The organism is Sphaerochaeta sp. PS, assembly GCF_032144095.1.
Taxonomy (GTDB): domain Bacteria; phylum Spirochaetota; class Spirochaetia; order Sphaerochaetales; family Sphaerochaetaceae; genus Sphaerochaeta.
The window spans coordinates 304,982-326,114 of the sequence record NZ_JAVSNJ010000001.1 but is presented as its reverse complement, the minus strand read 5'-3'; the positions used below and the strand labels follow the sequence as shown (position 1 = coordinate 326,114).

Genomic DNA, 21,133 nt, shown 5'->3' with positions numbered 1-21,133 from the left:
CCTATTCTTCGTCGTCGGAGGAGACCCAATCCAGCGTCCGGCTCACAGCCTTCTTCCAGAAGCGTATCTTCTCATTTCTCACAGATTCTCCCATCGTAGGCGACCACCGGGTCTCCTCTTGCCAATAGGAGGCAAGCTCCTCAACACTCTTCCAGACACCAACCGAGAGCCCTGCAGCGTAGGCAGCACCCAAGGCGGTGGTTTCCACAACCAAGGGCCTGATGACGGGAATTCCCAGAAGGTCTGCCTGGAACTCCATGAGGGGCGTGCTGTTGGTCAGCCCTCCATCCACCTTCAGGGTCGTCATGTGGATCTTGCTGTCGCTCTCCATCGCCTTGAAGATATCATGGGCCTGGAAGGCCGTGGCCTCCAGGATAGCCCTACACAGGTGGGCTCTGGTAGCAAAGCCGGTTAGGCCGGCGATGACCCCTCGGGCATCCGAACGCCAGTACGGGGCAAACAGACCACTGAAAGCCGGTACGATATAGACTCCGCCGCAGTCTGGCACAGAGCAGGCCAGCTTGTCCAGTTCCTGGGGGTTCTCCACTATCTTGAGGTTGTCCCTGGCCCACTGCACAAGGGATCCTGCCACAGCTACCGACCCTTCGAGGGCATATACCGGTTTCCCGTCGCCCAGCTGGTAGGCAACGGTGGTCAACAGCCCGTTGTTTGAGTAGACAAGCCTCTCTCCGGTATTTACCAGAAGGAAGCATCCGGTACCATAGGTACTCTTGCCCAGGCCCTGGGTAAAGCAGGCCTGTCCGAAGAGGGCTGCCTGCTGGTCCCCAAGGATTCCACAGACCGGTACCTCGGAGCGCAGGGGCCCGCTGGGGGAGGTAAGGCCATAGACCACCCCCGATGAAGGGACGATGGTGGGCAGCGCCTGCTTGGGGATTCCAAAGAGGGCGAGCAGCTCGTCATCCCACTGGCAGGTGGCAATATTCATCAGCATGTAGCGGGAGGCATTGGTCACATCGGTGATGGTGAGTTTTCCTCCGCTGAGGTTCCATGCAAGCCAGGTGTCCATGGTGCCAAAGACAACCTCCCCTCTCTCTGCCTCCTCACGGAGGCCAGGCACCTCTGCCAGCAGCCAGGCAATCTTTGAGGCTGCGAAGTAGGGGCTGAAGATAAGGCCACTCTTCTCGCGCAGCCATACGCTGTCGACCTTCCCCTTCAGCTTGTTGATGAGTTCCGATCCCCTGAGGTCCTGCCAGACTATCGCATTGTGCCAGACCTTCCCTGTCTTGGGATTCCAGGCAAGGATGGTCTCCCTCTGGTTGGTGATGCCTATGCCTACAACGTCCGTTCCCTTGGCTGAGGCCTTCTTCATCGCCTTTGCAATGCACTCGCTGCTGTTGTCCCATATCTCCCAAGGGTCATGTTCGACCCAACCGGGCTGGGGATAGATCTGCTGGTGTTCAAGCTGGGCGGAGGCAATGTTCGCCCCCTTCTCATCAAACAGGATGCATCGGGTACTGGTTGTCCCCTGGTCCAAAGCGGCAATTAACTTCACGAAAGGCCTCCTCTTTACGCTAGTATAGCTTCTTGCCCCTCTTTTTGAAAGGCAAAAACCAGCGAAGCAAAGCAGTTCACAAACAGAATTGCCCAATAACCAGTTTCCCCTATCGAAGAGAGTGCCATCATGGTATAATGCCCTCCATGAAACTGAAAGAAATACTTGAATGCGTGGATGGGAAGCTGGTCTGGGGAGAGTCCCATCTGGAAGATGAAGTGAAACGTGGCTTTGCCAGCGACCTGATGAGTGATGTGCTTACCATCCTCGAGGATGACATCATCCTCATCACAGGGTTGTCCAACAACCAGTCCATCCGTACGGCAGAGATGAGCGACATCAGCAACATCCTTCTGGTCCGAAACAAACGACCAAGCCAAACCATGGTCGACATGGCCAAGGATCTTGACATATCGCTCTCCTACACACCCTACTCCCTGTTCAAGGCGAGTGGCCTGCTCTATGCCAAGGGATTGAAGCCGGTATATTGAGATGCATGAAGAATTCACCATACCTTCCAAAGACTTTTCGGTAGCAGGGGACGCTTCAAGCAAGATCAAGAGGATCTTGAAGCAGCTGAACATACCGCCGCAGAGGATCAAGCAGATTATCGTTGCCGTATTTGAAGCGGAGGTGAATGTCATTGCGCACTCCTATGGGGGGAAAATTCTCTGCGACATTGAGGAACAACGGGTCCTGATCGATGTCATCGACACCGGCCCCGGAATAGAGAACCTTGAGCTTGCCATGACCGAGGGGTGGTCCACTGCCTCCTCAGAGGTAAGAGAGATGGGCTATGGTGCTGGTATGGGTCTGCCGAACATCCGCAAAAGCTGTGATGACCTCAAGATCTATACGAAAAAAGGAGATCATACCCACATCTCCATGCAGTTTGTCCTATAAAGGAGTGTGCGATGAGCGACCTTCCCTTCCACCACTCGCTTCATGTGATAGAGGAGCAATGCAAGGGGTGTACCCACTGCATGAAACGCTGTCCTACCAGTGCCATCCGCATCTCCGGGGGCAAGGCAAGGATCTATAGCGACCTCTGCATCGACTGCGGCCAGTGCATGGCAGTCTGCCCCAACGACGCGATCGAGGTCGAGCAGGACTCTTTCGAGCAGCTGAAGGGGTTCACCTACCGGGTAGGCATCGTGCCTTCGGTCTTCTTTGCCCAATTTCCCGACACCTTTTCCGAACAGCAGATCTGCTCGGCCCTCTACGAGTCGGGCTTCACCCACCTCTATCTCTCCGAGACCGGTGTCGATATCCTGGACAAGATCGGGGCTCCTGAGATGGAGCATGAGCTACCTCTCATCAGCAACTTCTGCCCTTCGGTGCAGCGTCTCATCCAGATCCGCTTCCCCCTGCTTTTGGACAACATGAGCCGGGTCCGCCCGCCGGCCCAGATGGTGGCCCTCTTTGCAAGGGCTGAACTCGGGGCCCAGACCGACTCGCTCGGAATCTTCTACCTCACCCCGTGCGCTGCAAAGATAGCCCAGATCAAGACCGAAGGGTCGGAGGACAACAGCCTCTTCCAGGGTGTCATCAACTTCGATACGGCCTACAATAGGGTTAGGACCTTCCTCGAGAAGCACAAGCACCAGAAGAGTGTCGGGAAACCCGATGCCCTCTCCTTTCCTGTCTGCACACGCAAGGCGAGCCAGTGGAGCATGGTCAAGGGGCAGAGCAACAACCGCAGCGGCAGGAATCTCTCCGTCGATGAGGTGCATAATGTCATTGAGTTTCTCGACCAGATGGAACAGGAAGCGGAGAACAACCTGGAGTTCCTAGAGCTGGATGCCTGTGCAGAGGGGTGCCCGGGAGGGATCTTGACGGTGAGGAACCGCTTTCTGACCAGTGAGCGGCTCAGGCACTGGTCGATGACCCTACCCAAGGAACTTCCCCCTTCCCTGATCAAGCGCATAACCGACCAAAGCGATTTCCTTGCCAAGAACCTCTACCTCGAAGCACCCCAGGCAAAGGGTGCGATGAAGCTGGACCAGGATATCGGCAAGGCGCTCTACAAGCTGGAGAAGGTCCAGCAGATCCTAGCCGTCCTGCCGGGGATCGACTGTGGGCTGTGTGGGTCTCCCACCTGCAGGGCCCTGGCCCAGGATATCGCCAAGAGCGAGGCGAGCATACGCCAGTGCGTCGTGCTCAAGCTCAAGGACCCCAAGGAGCTCAACGCCCTTGGGAAGATCTGGGGAGAGCGTTCTAGAGGGGCAAGCGCCTCGAAGGACGATCAAGAGTAGGGTTCTTCGCCTTCTCTGTATCCAGGAGGGCGGAGCCCGCTATCACCACAACCGAATCCTCGCTCTTGGCAAGATCCAACAGGGCCTTGGCCCCTTCGTTGAGGTGCGAGCTCGTCATCGCCAACATCTGCTTCCTTCTCATCGTCCTGAACTCATCGGTGATGTTGTAGAGGATTCTCCTGAAGGAGAGGATGGAGTCCTGGGATGGGGAGAGGGGCCTCAAGTCGTTTCCAACGGTGGAGATGAGCGCATTCTCGATATCCTTGGCAGGAATCTCCTTTGTCGTATAGAGCTCAAGGCTCTTGGTAAAGTCTGCAAGGGTCCCTGCAATACGGGGGTCGCGGTAGGAAGTGAAGAAGAAGAGCTCCTCCATGACATCGGCATGGGCGGAGACCCCATATGCCCCACCCTGGCCACGGACCTTCTCCCACAGGTCGTTGCCTGAGAGGATCTGGCCCAGCAACACCTGGGAAGCCTGGTTGTCACTCCCCCGCTTGCTGCTCCGTATCACATATGCGGCATAGCTTACCGTCGAAGGAAGGCGGAAGAGCTCCACTGCGTGGGCAAGGCCCTTGCTTACCTTCTCGTAGGAGCGCTGGCGCATCACTATCTCATCCTTCAGCTCAAAACGCTGGGCAAACTGGTCATACTGGGAGACCAGGGAGGGTACCAGCTCGTCATCACAGCCAAGATGGAATACCAGACGGTTACGGTTGTTCAGCTTCTTCTGGAGGGCGAGGAACTCCTCGGCCACCAGGAAGAGCTGTTCGTCGTGGATATTCTCCAGGAAGAACCACTGGTCCAGACCCGATAGCTGCTCACCCTCAAACTGCACGTTGCTGAAGATGGAAGCGGCCGAAAGGGAGGCAAAGCTGTGGGCCGAATAGGTTATGTTGTCGACATAGTCTGTCTTGAGGTTGGTAAGGGAGGCCTGCAGCCTTTCCAGATCCCCCACATTCGCCTCGGTGAAAAGCTTGTGCAGGAAGGTCAGTGCCGGCTCAAAATCCTCTACAAGGGTCCGGGTCCTGCATACCAGCAGCATCCGGTCATCCCCCTGGTGGGAGGAGCCCATCTCCAGATAGAGGTTGGTATCCCCTGTCAGGTATTTGAGCTGGTTTGCCACCTGGGGATACTCCATATCCCCTATGCCGGTCAGCTGCAGGGTGCGGATGTACAGGGGCAGGAGCATCAGCTCCCGTTCGCTCAGGTCCTCAAGGTGGAAGGCAAAGTCGGCATAGACTATCTTGTTGCAGAACATCTTCTTTAGATAGAGGGGCCTACCTGCGCAAGTGAGCTGCTCATAGAGGTTGGGTACGATGGTGGTCGGTAGGTCCTCGAGCTTGAGGTAGGGCACCTTTGCAAGGTCCTCCTCACTGTCCCCTTCCAGCTCGAACTGCAGGAAATGCTCGTTTTGTTGGGCAAGGAGTTTCAGTCCTTTCTTTCCCAGTGCATCGGCCTGTTCCTTGGCATACTTCTCTATGGTTGCCAGCTGTCGCCTCTCATGTTCGCTGTCGGCCTTTACGACGACCATCGAACGGTGTGGGTTGTCCAGCAGATGGTGCTGGATCCAATCCTCAAAATAGCGTGGGTTTGCTTCCAGGGCCTTCTGCAAAGCCTCCAGGGGCTCTGTAGTACCAATGGCGACGGTGGGAGAGAGGTCGACCATCCAGGACCGGGTTGCACGGTTGAGGGCGCGTAGGCCGTTGGGGATCCCGCCTGGGATCTCCTGCTGCTTGAAGCGCGAGCGTTTCATCGAGGATGCGATGATATCCACGGCCAGGCCTTCGCTGACGATGGCCTTGAGCGAGGTGAGGATGACATGCTCTGCCTCATCGGCCTTATCGGCATCGATCCCCTTGAAGCCGACAGTAAAGGGCATCTCCCTGAAATCGGCACTCATGCCACTTTCCGGCGAGATGTCCTTGCCAAGCTTCGAATCCAGCAACGCCTTGTAGAGCGGAGCCCCTGGGTTGCCCAGCAGGATGTCCACAAGCGTCGAGAGGGTTATGAGGGCAAGGGGGTCGGAGGCCTCACAGGTAGCCCAGGAGAGCACTACAGAGTCCCCGTTGTCCCCTTCCCCTTCCTCGACGGGACTGGTGAAGGATGACTTGCGGGGAGCCTTCCAGGGCTCCGAGAGTGGGACCAGGCTATCCACATTGAGCTTGCCATAGGAACGCAGGTATGCATTTTCGAGCATCTCGAGCTTTGCACCCACTTCCATGTCCCCGTACAGGAAGAGCTTGCAGTTGGATGGGTGGTAGAACATGCTGTAGAACGCGAGGAACTGCTGGTAGTTGAGCTGGACGATCTGCTCGGGCAGTCCTCCGGACTCAAAGGTATAGGGAGTATCGGGAAAGAGGGAACGGACGCTTGCCCTCCCTACGATGCTGTCGTGGTCGCTTCCGCCGCCGAGCATCTCGTTGAAGACTACCCCTTCAAAATGGCAGCTCTCCCCTTCACAGACCATGCGAACCCCCTCCTGCTGGAAGGTTTCCTCGCGTAGCAGCGGGGCAAATACCGCATCGGTATAGACAGAGAAGAGGTTGTCAAAATCCTTCTTGAGCGGGCTTGCCGCCGGGTAGAGGGTCTTGTCAGGATAGGTCATGGCATTCATGAAGGTGTTGGTGCTGCCCTTGAGCAGGGTCATGAACGGGTCCCGTACAGGATAGTTCTTGCTGCCAGCCAGACAGCAGTGCTCCAGGATATGGGCAATGCCGCAATCATTGTTGGGCAGGGTCCTGAACACATAGCCAAAGAACAGCTCGCTGTCGTCATTGACCATCTGGTAGACTTCCATCCCCGTGGCAATATGGCGAAACAGATAGCCTGTTGCCCTATAGTCCTCAAGGGAGGAGACTTCTACCAGCGCAAAACCAGAAACTTCATCCCCAACGGCCCATTGTCTTTCACTCATTGCTCTTGATGCTCCTATTCAAGGGGGAACACTACCACGAGTACCAGTGATTGACAACCCTTGGGTCAACTACTACCCTTTGGCCATGTTATACATAGGAAGCCATACCAGTATCGCCGGAGGCTTGGAGAATGCCGCCATCGAGGCAGACAGCCTGGGAGCAAGCGCGTTCGGCATGTTCACCAAAAACCAGCGACAGTGGGCTACGAGGCCCATTACCGAGGAGCAGAGCACCCGATTCAAGGAAATGCTTGCCTCCCTTGGCTTTACCAAGGAGCAGGTACTGCCCCACGGCAGCTACCTCATCAACCTGGGCAACCCCGACGGCCTGAAGCGAAGGCAGAGCCTGGATGCCTTCATCGACGAACTCTCCCGGGTGGGCCAGCTTGGCCTGGACAAGCTGAATTTCCATCCTGGAGCCCATGTCAACATGCTCGACAGGACAGGGAGTCTCAAACTGGTCTCCGAGGCCCTGGACGAGGCCCTGCAAGAGACCGAGGGGGTGATGCCCATCATCGAGACGACTGCCGGACAGGGAAGCACCCTCGGATCCTCCTTTGAGGAGATCGAGATGCTGCTCAACCTATCCAGATACCCCGAGCGGCTTGGGGTGTGCATCGATACCTGCCACATCTTTGCCGCGGGATATGACATCAGGGGTGAGGAGGCCTTTGCCAAGACCTTCGAGCTCTTCGACAGGGTCGTTGGCTTTGCCAACCTGAGGGGGATGCACCTCAACGATGCGAAGATCAAGCTGGGCAGCAGGCTGGACAGGCATGAGAGCCTGGGCAAGGGGGAGATCGGGCTCGACCCATTCATCCGCATTGTCCAGGACGAGCGCTTCATGAATATCCCCCTTATCCTGGAGACAATAGACAGCACCCTCTGGAAAGAGGAGATCGCCCTGCTGAAGGCTTCCAGCCAGAAGACGATGCAATGAGAGAGTTTCCTGCTGAAAAGCCTCTGTTGTTTGGCCATCGTGGCTACTCTTCCCTGAGGGCTGAGAACACCATCGCCTCCTTCCAGCTTTGCGTGGAAAAGCAGATCCCTGGCGTCGAGCTGGATGTACAGCTTTGCAAGACCGGCGAGCTGGTGGTCATCCATGATGCAAATGTACAGAGGGTCAGTGGTAGGGATGCCCTTGTCGCGGACCTGAGCTTTGAGGAGCTCAGGGGCCTCGATGTCGGGGGCCATGAGCAAATTCCCCTGCTCAGCGAGCTTTTCGAGCTTTGTGCTGACAAGCTCTACTACGACATCGAGCTCAAGGTTCCCGACCTGAAGGACCGTGGCCTTGAGCTAAAGACCTGGCAGACCATCGCTGCCTTTGGCCTGCAAGAGCGGTGCATGGTCTCTTCCTTCAACCCGTTCGCAGTCAGAAGGTTCAACAAGATCAGCAACTTTGCACTGCCAAGTGCGGTCATCTTCGATGACAGCCCCTCCATCCCAAGGCCCTTCCGCCATGGGTGGGGCAGACATATTGCCAGGTGTTCCTACCTAAAGCCCTCGGTCACCTTGTTGGACGAGGAGATGGTCACCAAGTTCAGGAAGAGGAAGGGGTATCCGCTCATCGTCTGGACAGTAGATGACTATGAGAGTGCGAAGAGGGCACTCGAACTAGGGGCAGAAGGGTTTGTCAGCAACAACCCTGAGCCTCTGCTGTCGCTTCTGCACTAGAAGAACGTAGCGAGCAGCAAGGAAGAGCTTATCATGCCGAAACGGCGGAAGGCCTCCTGCTTGGCATCCTCTGAAAGGGCGGCGAAGGCTACGGCCTCAACCTCAAGGGTGTTGCCTTCCATGGTCTTTTTCTTCAGGTCCCACACCTGGACCGATCCGGTGACAACCACCACATGCTGGTCTCCCACCACGGTCTCTTCAGCCACACCGGCCTTGCCCTTCACCACCATGTTGGCAGAAGGGGCTTTCTTCTGCACCTCATCAAAGAGCTCCTGCTGCTCCTCCCCCACCAGGGAGGTCGCCGTGATGGATAGGCCCCGGCTGCCATAGAGATCGAGCAGCGACCCAAGGGCCTGCTTGCCAGGACGTTGGGTACCGTTGTACTCATACTCCTGGATATCGGCCACAATGGTCTTGTTTGCAAGCGATGATACCAGCGAGTAGGGAAAGAGGATGCCCTGCTTTTCCATGGCCGCAAATAGAGGTTCCAGCTTCTCTTGGGGAACAGCCTGCTGCAGGGCCCCGAGGGATGAGGAAAAGTCGACACCGAACCGGATGGAACCGCTGCCGGCCAAGCCATAGTTGTAGGGGACAAACTCGATGAATCCATCGCTTGCGGTGTTGAAGGAGAGGGAGTCTGAGTAGTGTTTCCCCAGGCTGTTCTGGGCTTCAAAGGTTGCCACTATCGGGGCATTGAGCACTTTTGGGGAGAGCAAACGGCTCTTCCTTCGCAACTGGACCGTGGTCCTTGCCTGGGAGGGGTCACTCTTGCTGAGGGAGAACCGCAGGGCGTTGATGAAGGTGATGCTCTTGGAAAGCAGGGCGTCGACCTCAAACTTCTTGGAAGAGACAGAACCTTCCGAAGAAAGGATGGTGGCCTGAAAATAGAGGGCTATAGCCTCAATGTCGTTGTTTGCCCGGTAAGCCTTGTCGGCCTTGCCGATCAGGGCGGCTATGTCCTTGTCCCTTTGGAGCACTGCGTTGTAGACGCTGGTCCGTCTGGAAACCAGCTTTGCCGTATCGGCCGTTGCCAGCAGATAGAACTGGGAGGGGGCGCGGGGTTCTGTCTTGGAGTGTTCATTGACGATGCTCAGCGCGAATTCCGCAATCCCATCGGTGGTGGTAAGCTCACGATAGTAGGTCGACTGCACCGGCTCCCCGATGAAGGTCGATATCTGGTTGAGGATGTCCTCATAGGCCATCAGCTTGGCATTGAACAGCACCTGCGTGCTGCCCTTACCGACGAAGGCTGTCTTGTTTGCGGAAACCACTGGGGTATAGACCCAGGAAGGAACCCCTTCCACCTGGCTTCGCACAAGGTTGGAGAGCGAGGTACAGGAGGAGAGAACCAGCAGCAGGGCAAGCAGTGCTGCCACATTCACTAGTCGGAGGTGTTGTATCTTCTTCATCTCTACCAAGTGTACGCTGTACCCAGCATTAGGAAAAGCCCTGAGCCAAAGGAAGAGTGCTCAGATGCCCAGTTCTGGTTTCCTACCCCACCTTCCAGACGTAGGTCCCCTATCCTGTACTGGTACGAGACCACAACGCGGCTACCCAGGAGCAACTGGCTATCGGAAAGGGCGTAGCCAAGGCCAAGGGTGCAGCTGGCGGAGAGCGAGCTGTTTCGCCAAACCCCATGGTGGATGCCAAAGAGCAGGGACAGGGGCAGCCTTACGGCAAGGCCCGTCTGGGCATGCAGGCCGACGGGCGAGGTGCCTACTCCCACCAGGAAGGTAAAGGGGTAGAGGCCCACCTCCTGTTCATAGAGGGCATCGAAGAAAAGGTCCCTGGTCTGGGAAACGAGCAGCGATAGGGAGACGGCCCTGCCCTCCATCCTTTTCAGCCTCATGGAGGGGAGCAACTCCTTTCCCTCGGTCTGGGCTAGGATGGAGACGGCCCCTACCTGCTGGACAACGACACTGCCCCACCTCTTTGCCTCAGCATCGAGGACCTGGTAGTATTCACCTTTGCCCAAGGGATCGGAGGAGGCATAGCCCTGATTATAGGAAGAGCCAAGACGCAACGCCTCATCTTCCTCGACAAACAGCAGCCCATCATAGAGCAGAAGGAGCGAGAGCTTTCTCTCCAGACCCTTTTCCAGAGCCCCCAAACTCTGGGCATGGAGGCTTACCTGGAGGGGTAGGCTCTTCTCGCCGTAGGAAACCATTAGCCCAAGGCGAAGGTCGTAGGGTTCAGTGAGCAGGTAGTCATCAAGGGAGATGGAGAGCGAGCCCTCCCCTTCCATTCGGGAAAGCAGGGAGTGCTCTGCAACTCGCTCGACAGTGCCCCCTACCATCGCTGCCACCTCCCCTTGTGCGGTGGCAAGGTCCAGGACAAGCCGTGGCCTGGCACTGAGAGGGAGAAGAGAAGCCAGGATAAGGACAAACACCGTCACTCTCTTCACTGCTCGGATCCTACCTTGATGATCTCCTTGATAAGTTTTGCACTATCTTCCATGGCTGGAAGGGCCGCCCACTCAAAGCGGGAGTGGAGGTTATGCCCACCGGTAAAGATGTTCGGACAGGGGATGTGGTGCTCATTGGCCATCCTGGCCCCATCGGTACCTCCCCTGATGAGGGCTTCCTCCAGGGGCATGCCCAGTCGCTCTCCGGCCATTCTGAGGTTGTCCATGGCGATGGGCTTCTGTTTTGCAACCAGGGCCATATTGTAGTAGACAATCTTGGATTCAACGGTGGCCTTGCCTTTGTGGTAGAGGGCCTCGGCACTCTGGGCAAGCAGTTTCAGTGCATCGATCCTACGGTTGAGGACATCGAGGTCAAAGTCCCTGAGGTAGAGTGTCAGGTCAACCTCGGTGGCAGTACCGTTGATGGTATGGGCACAGTAGTAGCCGTAGCGCCCGTCTGTGGCCTCGGGACTCTCTGCCTGGGGAAGGGCGTTGATGAAGTAGGCTGCCATGGTAAGGGCATTCACCAGTCGTCCCCGGGCTGCTCCCAGATGGTAGCTTACTCCGGAAAAGTGAACCTTCACCGTTGCGGCGTTGAAGCACTCGCTCTCGATCTCAAAGCGCTTGCCACCGTCGATGGTGTAGCAGTAGTCGCACCCGATCGCATCATAGGGGAAGCTATCCATGCCACTGCCTGTCTCCTCATCGCTGGTGAAGATGAACTCCAGGGCCCCATGCTTGATGGACTTGTCCGCACTCAGCTCCTTGGCAACGGCCATGATGGCGGCAACCCCTGCCTTGTCATCGCTGCCAAGCAAGGTAGTGCCGTCGGTGACGATGAGGGTCTGGCCCTTGTACTGGGCAAGCTCGGCGTTGTCATCCCTCATGATGGTGTAGGTTTCATTCAGAGGGATATCCCCTCCGTCATAGGAGTCGATCACCCTAGGTTTTACCCCATTGCCAGGGACGTCGTCGGCGGTATCCACATGGGCCATGAAGCCTATGGTCGGGATCTCATGGTCGAGGTTCGAGGCCATGCGAGCTATGACTACCCCGGCCTTGTCGACGGTGATGTCGTCGATGCCCATCTGCCTCAGTTCAGAGACAAGCAGGTTGAGCAGGTCCCACTGCCCATCGGTAGAGGGTTGTTTCGTAGAGACCACCGTATCGTCGCTCATGGTATCAATGGCAGCATATCGCAAAAATCTCTGAAGTATGTCTTCAGCAATAGGACTTCTCATCATGTTTCTCCTTATGGCTATAGGGCCATTATTCCACAAACCCATATCGTGAGCAACAAGCAAAGGGTGACAAATAAGAAAGAGGCCCCCTTTCGGGAGCCCCAACGGAAACCAGAGAGTGCATCAGACATTGAAATTATACTTCTTCAGCATGGGTTTGATCATGTCGATGACATTGTAGAGGGCGAATACGCAGATGATGATCCCCGTTGTCACAAACCCTCTTTTCAGGGTTGTCCCAACTGCAATCATGCTGGCTGCAAGGGCGTAGGAGACCTCCGGCTCGGTGGTAACGGAGACAAGCCACTCGTTGAAGGACTCATCCAGCTCCCCTCCAAACTGGTAGTAGCGCCAGATGGACATCACCGTACTGGCGACCACCCCTGCAGCTACGGCTATGGCTGTTGCTGCCGAGATCTTCCCCCAGAAGACAACCGTCGGGATGCATGCATAGACAACCCCTGCGGTAAAGAGCACGACAGAGCGGGTAACAAGCTTTTGCATGTCCTTCCAGAAGGGGGCGCGCTGGGAAGGAGCCAGAGAGCGGGCAAGAGTTTCTGCCTCTGCGAGCATCAGAGCCCGGTTCTCCTCAAGCTTCACCTCAAGGTTGGCCATCTCCTCCTCACTGATCAGCCCCCTGGCAAACTCAACCACCTCCGAAGCCTGGTCGAGTGAGTTCACATCCTGTACCGCATAGCAGAACTCAAGGTACTGCCTTCCCTGCTGCTCGGTCAGGATGTTCTGCACTATCTCCTCACCGCTCTGCTCTGTTGCCCTGAGCGCCCGGCTCAGGTCCTCCTCGAGGTACTCCCACACCACGTCCTTCTGCTCGTCGATGACGCGGGCAACCGTAGGAAATAGCTCCTTGTCGGTAATCTTTGCTTTGGTTTGGGCTTCCCAACCCAGGGAGCATCCCGACAGGGGGATGACCAACGCGACCAATACCACCCAGTTCACGGCGTATTGCATCTTTCTTCTTTCCATGTGACCACTCCTTCTTCTTGCCATTTGCTCGGTATTACTTCTCCTCACAGGGCAGGGATGGCAAGAAATTCCCACCCAACCAGGAGAAACAGACGAAATTGGCCGTAGTCGGGCAGATACCGCTGGATCAGGGCATATTCGGCCTTGAACACCCCGCTGGGATCCCTGACAATGAGCTTTGGCTCAAGGTACAGCGACGGCGTCACATGCCAGGTGTAGCCAAAGGCAACCTCGTTCAGGTATTGAAGAGGTTCATCACCCTTGTCAAAGCCACTGAAAAGCCCCACCTGGACCAGGGAGACGGAGAGGAAGAACCCATTGTGGAAGGGGTGGTAGTCCAAGAACAGGCCAAATTCCCAGAGCCTGATATCGTTGTACCGAAGATCTGCGGTAAGGGTGCAGGGAATGTGGAAGGAGAACTCATCGTTGATGCATAGCCTCACCTCCGCCCTGGCCTGCAGGGTGTCAAGGAAAAGGGCATCCGCTCCCCTCAGGTCTCCACCCAAGGAGAGGGTGCTGCCCTCGCTTGCATAGAGGCAAGACAGGGTGAATGCCAATGCAACTGCCAACAGGGTCCTCTTCATCTCTTTCCTCTTGCTCCCTAGCCTATCATCAGGGGGAACAAGGAGAAATTCTTCAAATCTACTACCCAAGAATATGGAGAGAAAAAGGCAGGACACCCGGCCATAGGCAGCACCATTTGCCAGAGCTTATCCAGCTGCAAACGATAGACAAGGAGAAAACACTCACATTTTTCCAGTCTTATGGTAGACTTGTAGGGCAAGTGCCCACTATTTTGTTATACTGGTAGGTACAAGGAGCTTGGCGTGAATAAAACTTGGTCAATCATACTTATTGTAGTCGCATGCATTGTGGTGCTTGGGGGTACCTATTGGTACGTCGGAGCGCAAAAGCCTCTCACCGATGAGACAACAATTGAGCAACCCATACAGCAACAGGTTCCTGAGAAGGCCAAACCGGCAATTCAGCCTTCAGCGGCAAAGGAAACGGTCCAGCCAGAAAAGCAGGTACCAGCGGTCGTCGAAAACAAGGCGAGCACCCCTGTGAGCCCCCAGCCAGCGGTAAAGGCCAAAGCCACAGCCCCAGTTGTGACAACCACACTCCCCCCTCCAGTTGCCCCTGTTGTGAAAAAAGGTGTCTTCGCTCTGCCAACACTAGGGGAGAACCTGCAAAAGGAAGAAGCAGCACCTACCCCAGTCTTGATGGAAAAGGTAGTGCCTTTGCAAGCTGAGGCAACCATTGAGCAGGAGGTCCTTCCCGTCCCGGAAGAAAATAATGCAGAGGTTGAGCAAGCGCCTCTTGAGATGGCAGAACCTGTACAGGAAGCGGAGGCTGCTCCCATCAGGGAAGAGATTCCCGTCATAGAGCCGGTACAGGCAGAGCCTATTGCGGTGGCCATGAGTACCCCCTTGCCCCCACCACCCACCTCAGTCAAGCCTCTCGTGTATGAAGAGCCCGTAGAAAAGAGTGCAACCCTCGATGCAAGCATCTCTGTCTCATTTCTTGACTTAAGTTTCCCCAAAGAGCTTACCCCGTTCGACAAGGGATTCAATGTGCAGGTGGACCTACTCCATCAGGGCGAGAGCCTTGGCTATGGCGGGGTGTTGGAGGTTGGGAAGGTTGGCACTGACCAGCTACAGGTGAGCCTGCTTGGCAAGGTTTCCTGGAGCCTGGGAAAGGGGACTGTGACATTCCCCCTCTCGATTTCCCTGGGGCCGACATTCTTCCATGATACGACCACCAATGCAAACGGTTTTGGCATGAAGGCAAAGCTGACCGGTGGCGTCACCTATGCAATCTCCGACTCCTTCAGGATCTTCTATGAAGTAGGGGTTGCATCAACCTACAACTTCAAGGAGAGCACTTCCTTCAGGCTTGCCTTGGAGCCAATCAGGGTCGGGGTAGGCTTCAGCTTCTAGGTTCCAGCTTTTCGTCCAGGCTGCTGAAGGAGGGGGCACTTGAGGCTTCCCCCTCAACCTCTACGGGTTGGGGAATGGTAGGGAGGCGCTGCCACCCCAGGGCCTTGATGATCGCCTCTTTCTGCTTGATGGCCTTTGCGGCAGTGAAGCTGACAGATCCTTCATCAAGGTAGAAGATGAGTCCCTTTCGTGGGCCCACTACCTTTCCCACCCCCATACTGCGTATCAGAGAGACATCCAACGACCAGACCTCCTTACAGGGGGTCTGTCTTGTCCTGTGCCTCTCCACCCGTTGGTAGATCTTCACCGTCTTGTCGGTTATGACCAACCTTCCGCGGATGAGGTCTCCCTCCCCGCCCAAGGGGGCTTTCCCACAGAACAAGGAGAGCTGATAGTCTTCCTGGCGTACCTTTTTCACATCCGAGTCACTGACCCAGTAGGAGACCCTGTAAAACAAAAAAACCAACAGGAAAAGTGTGGGGAATATCAGGTAGTACGGGACTATCCCGATGGTTGCAGGAGAGATAAACACAACAAGCAGCGTCAGGCCCAACAGGAGGATTTTCAAGAGTGTCTTCATAGAGATGACTCTACCGCCTAGCTGAAAAAAAAGAAAGCCTCAGAAAAGATGAAGCGAAAAGCCTAGTGCGGAGCCTATCTGGTTGGAGGCTACTATGAAATACATTCGTAGAATGACCGGTCGGCTCACATTGCTTCTCTTGGCATTGCTTGTGGTAGGCCTGGCTGGTTGCAAAGAGGAACCTGGAAGGACATCCCTGCATCTGACCATGCAGGAGAAACAGGGCCAGGATCGTTCCATCGTTCCACAAGACACACCCTTGGATGTGTCTCGCTATGCAGTTACCGGCGAAGGGCCCCAAGGAAGCACCTTCGAGATCCAGAGCACCAGTGCCAACATAGAGATCGATGGCCTGCTCATGGGTAACTGGACCATTACTGCGGTGGGTCAGAACAAGGATGGGGTGAATCTCGTACAAGGCAGTACTGCCTGTACACTGACCACAGAACCCACAAATGCCGTAATCGAACTGAAGAGCCTTATGGGATCAGGGACCATGACGGTACATTTCACCTGGGACCAGAGCAAGATCTCCAGCCCTAGCATCGAGCTGTGGGTAACCGATAGCGAGGGGATCAAGAGCAAGGTGACACCTACCACGAACAACCTCATCAATGGCTCTGTCTCCTACAGCTCGATCTACCCCGCAGGTTCCTACATGGTGCAGGCCCGCCTGTACAGTGGCAGTACCGCAGTTGCAGGATGTGCAGAGGTGGTGCGGGTCGTAGGGAGCAAGACCACAGAGGGAACCATCACCCTGGATTTGGACAAGTATCCGGAGATTCCCAGCAACCTTACCCTCATCAACAAGGCAGGGACTCCCATCCAATGTTCCATATCGGGCCTCTCTTCCACTGTGGAGGCCTTGCAGCCGGTGCACGCCACCGTCACGGTCCCTGCCTCTGAGGAGAGCAGCACCATGGAGGTCCTCTGGTTTCTCGATGGCGAGGAGATATCCTCCTCGCTGGACTGCACCTTTACCCCGGCGACTGGGAACCACCGCCTGGACCTCATAGCAAAGGGGGCCCTCCTAGCCAGTTCTGGGTCGGCCAGTATATCTTTCAAGGCAACTGTTACGGGAACTGCCGGTATACCGGTACTCGTGAAAGTGGTAGCGGACAATACCAATGGCCTAAAAATCAGCGGGAATACCAGGGTGGCATTCCTTCCTGACGGAAAGGTATTACTGGCAAGCTCAATTCACCAGACACTGCAGATCTGCAGGATTGTCCGAGACTCCCTGGAGGTCATCAGGACCTATACCCAAGCTGACGGCTTCAACACCGCACAGGTTACGGATATCCTGGTAGACAAGACCACCAACAGGGTGGCAGTTGCCGATAACCAGCATCCTGGCATCACCCTCTACCAGTACAATGCGGGCAACGCTTCCCTGACCAAGCTCTTCTCGAGGGACAATGTCAGCATGCAGTTTGAGGACGGGTACAAGGTCACGTTCAACTCGATCAACCGCCTCATCCTCGATCCTGTCTCCGGTGTCCTCTACAACACGGAGCCCGGAAGCTGCAAGCTGCCCTGGACCAACTTCTATGCAACGAGTCAGGCTGATTTCAAGATCAACCGTTATAGCGATTTCCTGTTCATGCAAGAGGAGATGACAGGCATGACCGTCTCACCGGACTTCAAGAGGTCAGCTCTGTTCAGTACCCCTGCCAACATGCTCAAGATGTGTGAACGGACCACCGGTGGGGACATATTGGGCTATGCCCAGGACTACAGGACCCAGGATGGAATTCCCTACATCTCGGCGATCAGTGCTGTCGAGTTCCTCAACAACGAAAACGTACTGACTGGCAACAACAATGCACTGAACCGCTTCCACCTGATGAAGGAACCCCATCCTGACATCGAGGACTGGTGGTCGCAGGATGAGACCTGGCTTTCGGGGGACAATGGGCTGGGAGAGATGCTGGGGATCGAGCAACTCCTGGTCAACGCTTCCCGGGACATGCTCTATGTAGTCTGCAGTGGCAGCAAAAACATCAAGGCCTTCTCCTACAACGAAGCCATTGGATTCCTCAACTATGAGGGCAACACCTCGCTGGACACCTTTGTCCCCTCACAGGCAGCTATCTCTCCTGACAAGGAGAATATGCTGGTCGTCTCCAGGGTCAGCAACCAGATACTGATCCTCACCATCCCACACTAGGAGGTTGCCTAGGGAATACTGCATATCACACAGCCATTTTTACCCTGATGTTGGGGGCGCATGAGAGTGCGCCCCCTTCTTCTGCAGGAAGGCAATCTTCCTATAGCCCTACTTGCCAAAAGGATAGAACGGTTCCAAGAGCAGGACACCAATAGGTTTCATATCTATCTATATTATATAGCTCACAATCGTTCTTGTACTGCTTCAATACATCTGCGGAAGAAATCATTCAATTTCATATATTGTTGTTCAGCAGTATATTGGTTCCCGTCATCAAATATTTCTTGTACTGAATTTAGCTTTAAATTTATCAGCACATCCCTATCTGGTGGCTCAGAAGTAAACATTTCCTCATTTGGAATTGTAATTTGCTTACCAATTAGCTGATCACAATACGTAGATAGAGATTCAAACATTACCGAAATCTCTTGTTTTTGATACATAATCCCGAACCAAGGATACAAAGGGTATGGTAATTTTGGTGTTTCCATCCGAAAATAGAATCCAGAATACCCAACTCCAGCCTTGAATCTATATTCATTTACTTTGATTCCAAGTGTCAAAAAATGTTCTGTTGAGCCAATTGCAAAACTCTGAAAACCCCTCTTTCACCTAGTCTATTAGCCAAGGTTGGAGAAAAGACTATATCAGTGTTGTCTTACCCGGATTGGATTGTCTTTTGAACTGCTGTTTTTCCTGAAAATGGTCTTTGCTGGATATAGCAAGTCTGCCCCTTATGGGGCTTCAGACTAGAAAACCATTCTTTTCATTCAGCCCAGTCCTCTTGGATTATGCTACATCCTGTCTTTCCCTGAGCAGCAATCCCATCTGGAGTACAGCCAGCGCAACCACTGCACAACCCAGAGAAAAGTGCATTTTCTTGTGTCCCCTGATGCACAGGTTCTTGGGAATCAGCCAGTCCTTGAGATGGGAATTTGAGCGTTCAACAGTTGTGCGAACTTTGTAACGATGCTCCTCAGATGGGCAGAACGGCACTGAACCCAGTCTCTTTGCAGGGTCTATCAGGGCAATTCTTCCTGTATCATCGATATAGTTCTGGATGACGTTTGAGTAATAGCCGCTGTCCATGAGGGAGTAGCAGTGCTGCACCCTTTGCTGGGTCATCTTCTCCAAGGGGATTGCAACCTGGCTGTCATGCACATTTGCCCCTGTCACCACATAGCTGAGGGGTATGCCGGTATCGGTGGTGTCCAGGTGCAGCTTGTACCCACGCCAGAAGGAGGCGTTGCCTTGGGAATTCTTCTTGGAACCCCAGCTGCATTTGGTGTTCAAGTGGGATAAAGTCTCTCCTAGTGACTGAGTAACCTGTTTCTCGACAACTGAGCGTTTGTCTCGGTTAAGAAACTCCTTCTCTTCTGGGCTTCCCTTCTTCTTCCTTCCCCGTTTTTTAGGATGTTCTTTTCCCTTTGTCGGTTTCTTCTCAACTGTCTCACGGGCAGGGATTGCTGTGCTGTCCCTGCAGACATGCATGACATATTCCCCCTCTCCTCTGGGGTAGAAGGTCTCAACCAGAGGGCCCAATACATGGTCGTTCATGTCGATGCTATCAGAAAGAATCTTCAGGTAACGGCTAAAGGTAGCCTCGCTAGGGATACGCTCGAACCCACAAAGGTCCTTGAGGTTGTGATCAATCAGAAGCAACCTTCTCATGTCCTTAAAGGTGCTTTGCCGAAATATGGGCATAGCAAGCTGGAAGCGGAAAAACGCGTGTATGGGGTAAGGCTTCCGACCGAACCTCTTCTCTTGCTTGATGCTGTCCAATGAAAAGGGAAGCATAGGCTCAACGGCCATGATGGTAGCGGCAAGTTGCTCATGCAGATCAGTCACTGGAAAGATGCAACAACGCGAAAGCTCCTCTTTTGTCTCACTGGAAAATAGGAGGGGCTGGAATACTACAGGGGTATGTGGTACGGTATTAGGCATAAAGCTTGTGTTTCTCCTTAACTTTTTTGTGGTAAAATCAGTATAAAGGAAATACAGGCTTTATTCTATATGATTAATCAAGTTACTTAAAATGATTACGATATTTCTAGCCTTTTAGCAAGCCTATGCTAAGAGTACAAGTCAGTAAGGTAAATGAGAGTTTTGCAATTGCCTCTGTTGAATTTGCAATTATTTTTCTGAAAGTGAGATTTAGAGCTTCAAGAGAACCTAGATGGCTTAGTTCCATATGGACAGCCTCCCTATAATTACATACTTGCTTGATATATGTATAACAGAAATTATAAAACTCTGATAATTCACGGTCTCGATCACTCTTCTTTATCTCAGATGCCAGATGGACCAGAAACTCTTCCCATGTATGAATGCAGTAGTCATTTGAAAATCTTAGACTTCTTGCATTTCTTGAATAATTCATAATAAAACCGCGATTGCCTTTGCCTATCATTGGAAAGGTATTAATATAATCTTCAAAATGATCATATTGGTCTTGGATCTTTACTTCAATGAGATGTGTCAATTGTCCATCAGTCAGGATTATAAAATCCGGCCTGCAATTATCCTTGGAATATTCTCGGATTAAGTCGATTTGACGAGAGAAATCAATATTATTAAAGAAAAAAGAGAGAAAGAACCACTTAAATTGCTCACAGGATTCACAACAAGTCCAGATAAAATCGGAGAGGTCATTTTCGCTATGAAACCTGAACCCCATATTTGAAAAATATGATTCTATGAACATTGTTTCACCCCTTTTCCCCTTATTAATATTTTTTTAAGGCGGATGGCTCAACAACATACGTTCTACAATCGAAGCTCCGGTGAAAAAGGAGCTCCTGCTTCACACTAACATATGCAAAGTTAAGAAAAATTCAGCAAACATCTTCATAGCTGTTCTCGTAAATGAAAAAAACTGTTCAATTATGCGAATTGTTATTATTGAAAGGTCTTACAGCGACAACAATAATTCCGATTATAGTGAGCAGGAAGCCCCACCAAAAACCACCATCATAACCTTTTGATTCATTCATAGATTTGGTAATGAACCCGCAAATGACACCTACAATAATGTATACCAAAAACATTTTATTGTTCCTCCGGCGATAAATTTATAATAGCACATCTTCGAATATCGAACCAAACTAATTAAAAATTATTGTTGATCCATCTGTGCATACTCTTCTTGTCATCTGAATTGAGGCCTGCACTTCTTTCCTTGCGTAGAGGATGGTTTGCTCCATTGGGCTGACCACCACGGCGATACAAGCCTCACCTTACAGCCGGGAGCAGGACCGAAACGGTATTCTCCATATTGACGGAGCCATTCTGTCACCATATCATTCGCACGTGGAGTGTAGGCTTCATCAAGAATAGAGAACAACTTACAACAAGGAGATTGGATGTTTAGTAGTTTGGATTCGGTTCGTTATGCATAGCAAGGGCTATTGCATAGTACAATAACTATTGGGCAATAGCCCTTGCTTCAATCCTGACAC

19 protein-coding genes are annotated in these 21,133 nt (G+C 53.6%); 8 read left to right on the top strand and 11 right to left on the bottom strand.

Features of this window, described 5'->3' with window-relative positions; translation table 11 throughout:
• Position 1: 1 nt before the first annotated feature.
• Positions 2 to 1,513 carry a glycerol kinase GlpK gene (glpK, locus tag ROJ03_RS01580; RefSeq protein WP_313725232.1) on the bottom strand — a complete coding sequence of 504 codons (1,512 nt, stop codon included), beginning with the start codon at positions 1,511 to 1,513 and terminating at the stop codon, positions 2 to 4.
• Between the two features lie 146 nt (positions 1,514 to 1,659).
• Between glpK and ROJ03_RS01575 the strand changes: the two genes are divergently transcribed.
• From ROJ03_RS01575 to ROJ03_RS01565, 3 genes are read left to right on the top strand one after another with little or no spacing between them, the layout of a single operon-like run.
• Positions 1,660 to 2,004: a hypothetical protein gene (locus ROJ03_RS01575; protein WP_313725231.1), complete on the top strand. Its 345-nt coding sequence runs from the start codon at positions 1,660 to 1,662 to the stop codon at positions 2,002 to 2,004.
• A gap of 1 nt (position 2,005) precedes the next feature.
• A complete protein-coding gene (locus ROJ03_RS01570) occupies positions 2,006 to 2,416 on the top strand; it encodes an ATP-binding protein (RefSeq protein ID WP_313725230.1) in 411 nt (136 codons plus the stop codon).
• An 11-nt stretch (positions 2,417 to 2,427) separates the two neighbouring features.
• Entirely contained in the window at positions 2,428 to 3,768 is a 1,341-nt protein-coding gene (locus ROJ03_RS01565; protein ID WP_313725229.1) for a [Fe-Fe] hydrogenase large subunit C-terminal domain-containing protein, read from the top strand.
• Here the strand turns inward: ROJ03_RS01565 and ROJ03_RS01560 are convergent.
• A complete protein-coding gene (locus ROJ03_RS01560; RefSeq protein ID WP_313725228.1) occupies positions 3,731 to 6,682 on the bottom strand; it encodes an insulinase family protein in 2,952 nt (983 codons plus the stop codon). The two genes, ROJ03_RS01565 and ROJ03_RS01560, sit on opposite strands and share 38 nt — an antisense overlap.
• An 85-nt stretch (positions 6,683 to 6,767) precedes the next feature.
• Here ROJ03_RS01560 and nfo point away from each other — a divergent pair, with 85 nt between their 5' ends.
• Together nfo and ROJ03_RS01550 are read left to right on the top strand one after the other, a co-directional pair.
• Positions 6,768 to 7,622, top strand: a complete 855-nt coding sequence (nfo, locus tag ROJ03_RS01555; RefSeq protein ID WP_313725227.1) for a deoxyribonuclease IV — start codon at positions 6,768 to 6,770, stop codon at positions 7,620 to 7,622.
• Positions 7,619 to 8,356, top strand: coding sequence for a glycerophosphodiester phosphodiesterase family protein (locus ROJ03_RS01550; RefSeq protein WP_313725226.1), 738 nt, complete (start codon positions 7,619 to 7,621; stop codon positions 8,354 to 8,356). Before nfo ends, ROJ03_RS01550 begins: the two co-directional genes overlap by 4 nt.
• On the opposite strand, the gene ROJ03_RS01545 is transcribed toward ROJ03_RS01550, so the two are convergent.
• The 5 genes from ROJ03_RS01545 to ROJ03_RS01525 all read right to left on the bottom strand — a co-directional run bounded on the left by ROJ03_RS01545 (position 8,353) and on the right by ROJ03_RS01525 (position 13,569).
• Complete coding sequence (locus ROJ03_RS01545; RefSeq protein ID WP_313725225.1) at positions 8,353 to 9,765, bottom strand: hypothetical protein; 1,413 nt, start codon at positions 9,763 to 9,765, stop codon at positions 8,353 to 8,355. The two genes, ROJ03_RS01550 and ROJ03_RS01545, sit on opposite strands and share 4 nt — an antisense overlap.
• 2 nt (positions 9,766 to 9,767) lie before the next feature.
• Complete coding sequence (locus ROJ03_RS01540; protein WP_313725224.1) at positions 9,768 to 10,760, bottom strand: hypothetical protein; 993 nt, start codon at positions 10,758 to 10,760, stop codon at positions 9,768 to 9,770.
• The gene (gene pepT / locus ROJ03_RS01535) at positions 10,757 to 12,001 is read right to left on the bottom strand and encodes a peptidase T (protein WP_313725223.1); all 1,245 of its coding nucleotides are present in this window, start codon (positions 11,999 to 12,001) and stop codon (positions 10,757 to 10,759) included. Before pepT ends, ROJ03_RS01540 begins: the two co-directional genes overlap by 4 nt.
• A gap of 123 nt (positions 12,002 to 12,124) precedes the next feature.
• Positions 12,125 to 12,985 (bottom strand): hypothetical protein, encoded by an 861-nt coding sequence (locus ROJ03_RS01530; protein ID WP_313725222.1) that lies wholly within the window; start codon positions 12,983 to 12,985, stop codon positions 12,125 to 12,127.
• Between the two features lie 44 nt (positions 12,986 to 13,029).
• A complete protein-coding gene (locus ROJ03_RS01525; RefSeq protein WP_313725221.1) occupies positions 13,030 to 13,569 on the bottom strand; it encodes a hypothetical protein in 540 nt (179 codons plus the stop codon).
• A gap of 243 nt (positions 13,570 to 13,812) precedes the next feature.
• On the opposite strand from ROJ03_RS01525, the gene ROJ03_RS01520 reads away from it, so the two are divergent.
• The gene (locus tag ROJ03_RS01520) at positions 13,813 to 14,925 is read left to right on the top strand and encodes a hypothetical protein (protein ID WP_313725220.1); all 1,113 of its coding nucleotides are present in this window, start codon (positions 13,813 to 13,815) and stop codon (positions 14,923 to 14,925) included.
• Here ROJ03_RS01520 and ROJ03_RS01515 read toward each other — a convergent pair.
• The gene (locus tag ROJ03_RS01515) at positions 14,915 to 15,505 is read right to left on the bottom strand and encodes a hypothetical protein (RefSeq protein WP_313725219.1); all 591 of its coding nucleotides are present in this window, start codon (positions 15,503 to 15,505) and stop codon (positions 14,915 to 14,917) included. The genes ROJ03_RS01520 and ROJ03_RS01515 overlap by 11 nt on opposite strands.
• Before the next feature lie 94 nt (positions 15,506 to 15,599).
• Between ROJ03_RS01515 and ROJ03_RS01510 the strand changes: the two genes are divergently transcribed.
• Entirely contained in the window at positions 15,600 to 17,675 is a 2,076-nt protein-coding gene (locus ROJ03_RS01510; RefSeq protein WP_313725218.1) for a hypothetical protein, read from the top strand.
• A 182-nt stretch (positions 17,676 to 17,857) separates the two neighbouring features.
• Here the strand turns inward: ROJ03_RS01510 and ROJ03_RS01505 are convergent, their stop codons facing one another.
• The 3 genes from ROJ03_RS01505 to ROJ03_RS01495 all read right to left on the bottom strand — a co-directional run bounded on the left by ROJ03_RS01505 (position 17,858) and on the right by ROJ03_RS01495 (position 20,379).
• Positions 17,858 to 18,166, bottom strand: coding sequence for a hypothetical protein (locus ROJ03_RS01505; RefSeq protein ID WP_313725217.1), 309 nt, complete (start codon positions 18,164 to 18,166; stop codon positions 17,858 to 17,860).
• 298 nt (positions 18,167 to 18,464) lie between these two features.
• On the bottom strand, positions 18,465 to 19,619 hold the full coding sequence (locus tag ROJ03_RS01500; RefSeq protein WP_313725216.1) for a transposase: 1,155 nt from the start codon (positions 19,617 to 19,619) through the stop codon (positions 18,465 to 18,467).
• Positions 19,620 to 19,725: 106 nt separating this feature from the next.
• Positions 19,726 to 20,379, bottom strand: a complete 654-nt coding sequence (locus ROJ03_RS01495; protein ID WP_313725215.1) for a hypothetical protein — start codon at positions 20,377 to 20,379, stop codon at positions 19,726 to 19,728.
• A 79-nt stretch (positions 20,380 to 20,458) separates the two neighbouring features.
• On the opposite strand from ROJ03_RS01495, the gene ROJ03_RS01490 reads away from it, so the two are divergent.
• Complete coding sequence (locus ROJ03_RS01490; protein ID WP_313725214.1) at positions 20,459 to 20,659, top strand: hypothetical protein; 201 nt, start codon at positions 20,459 to 20,461, stop codon at positions 20,657 to 20,659.
• Positions 20,660 to 21,133 lie beyond the last annotated feature (474 nt).

Coding starts and splice junctions, on each gene's coding strand:
- ROJ03_RS01575 (WP_313725231.1), top strand. CDS start 1,660: ATGAAACTGAAAGAAATACTTGAATGCGTGGATGGGAAGCTGGTCTGG.
- ROJ03_RS01570 (WP_313725230.1), top strand. CDS start 2,006: ATGCATGAAGAATTCACCATACCTTCCAAAGACTTTTCGGTAGCAGGG.
- ROJ03_RS01565 (WP_313725229.1), top strand. CDS start 2,428: ATGAGCGACCTTCCCTTCCACCACTCGCTTCATGTGATAGAGGAGCAA.
- ROJ03_RS01560 (WP_313725228.1), bottom strand. CDS start 6,682: ATGAGTGAAAGACAATGGGCCGTTGGGGATGAAGTTTCTGGTTTTGCG.
- nfo (WP_313725227.1), top strand. CDS start 6,768: ATGTTATACATAGGAAGCCATACCAGTATCGCCGGAGGCTTGGAGAAT.
- ROJ03_RS01550 (WP_313725226.1), top strand. CDS start 7,619: ATGAGAGAGTTTCCTGCTGAAAAGCCTCTGTTGTTTGGCCATCGTGGC.
- ROJ03_RS01545 (WP_313725225.1), bottom strand. CDS start 9,765: ATGAAGAAGATACAACACCTCCGACTAGTGAATGTGGCAGCACTGCTT.
- pepT (WP_313725223.1), bottom strand. CDS start 12,001: ATGAGAAGTCCTATTGCTGAAGACATACTTCAGAGATTTTTGCGATAT.
- ROJ03_RS01530 (WP_313725222.1), bottom strand. CDS start 12,985: ATGGAAAGAAGAAAGATGCAATACGCCGTGAACTGGGTGGTATTGGTC.
- ROJ03_RS01525 (WP_313725221.1), bottom strand. CDS start 13,569: ATGAAGAGGACCCTGTTGGCAGTTGCATTGGCATTCACCCTGTCTTGC.
- ROJ03_RS01515 (WP_313725219.1), bottom strand. CDS start 15,505: ATGAAGACACTCTTGAAAATCCTCCTGTTGGGCCTGACGCTGCTTGTT.
- ROJ03_RS01510 (WP_313725218.1), top strand. CDS start 15,600: ATGAAATACATTCGTAGAATGACCGGTCGGCTCACATTGCTTCTCTTG.
- ROJ03_RS01505 (WP_313725217.1), bottom strand. CDS start 18,166: ATGGAAACACCAAAATTACCATACCCTTTGTATCCTTGGTTCGGGATT.
- ROJ03_RS01500 (WP_313725216.1), bottom strand. CDS start 19,619: ATGCCTAATACCGTACCACATACCCCTGTAGTATTCCAGCCCCTCCTA.
- ROJ03_RS01495 (WP_313725215.1), bottom strand. CDS start 20,379: ATGTTCATAGAATCATATTTTTCAAATATGGGGTTCAGGTTTCATAGC.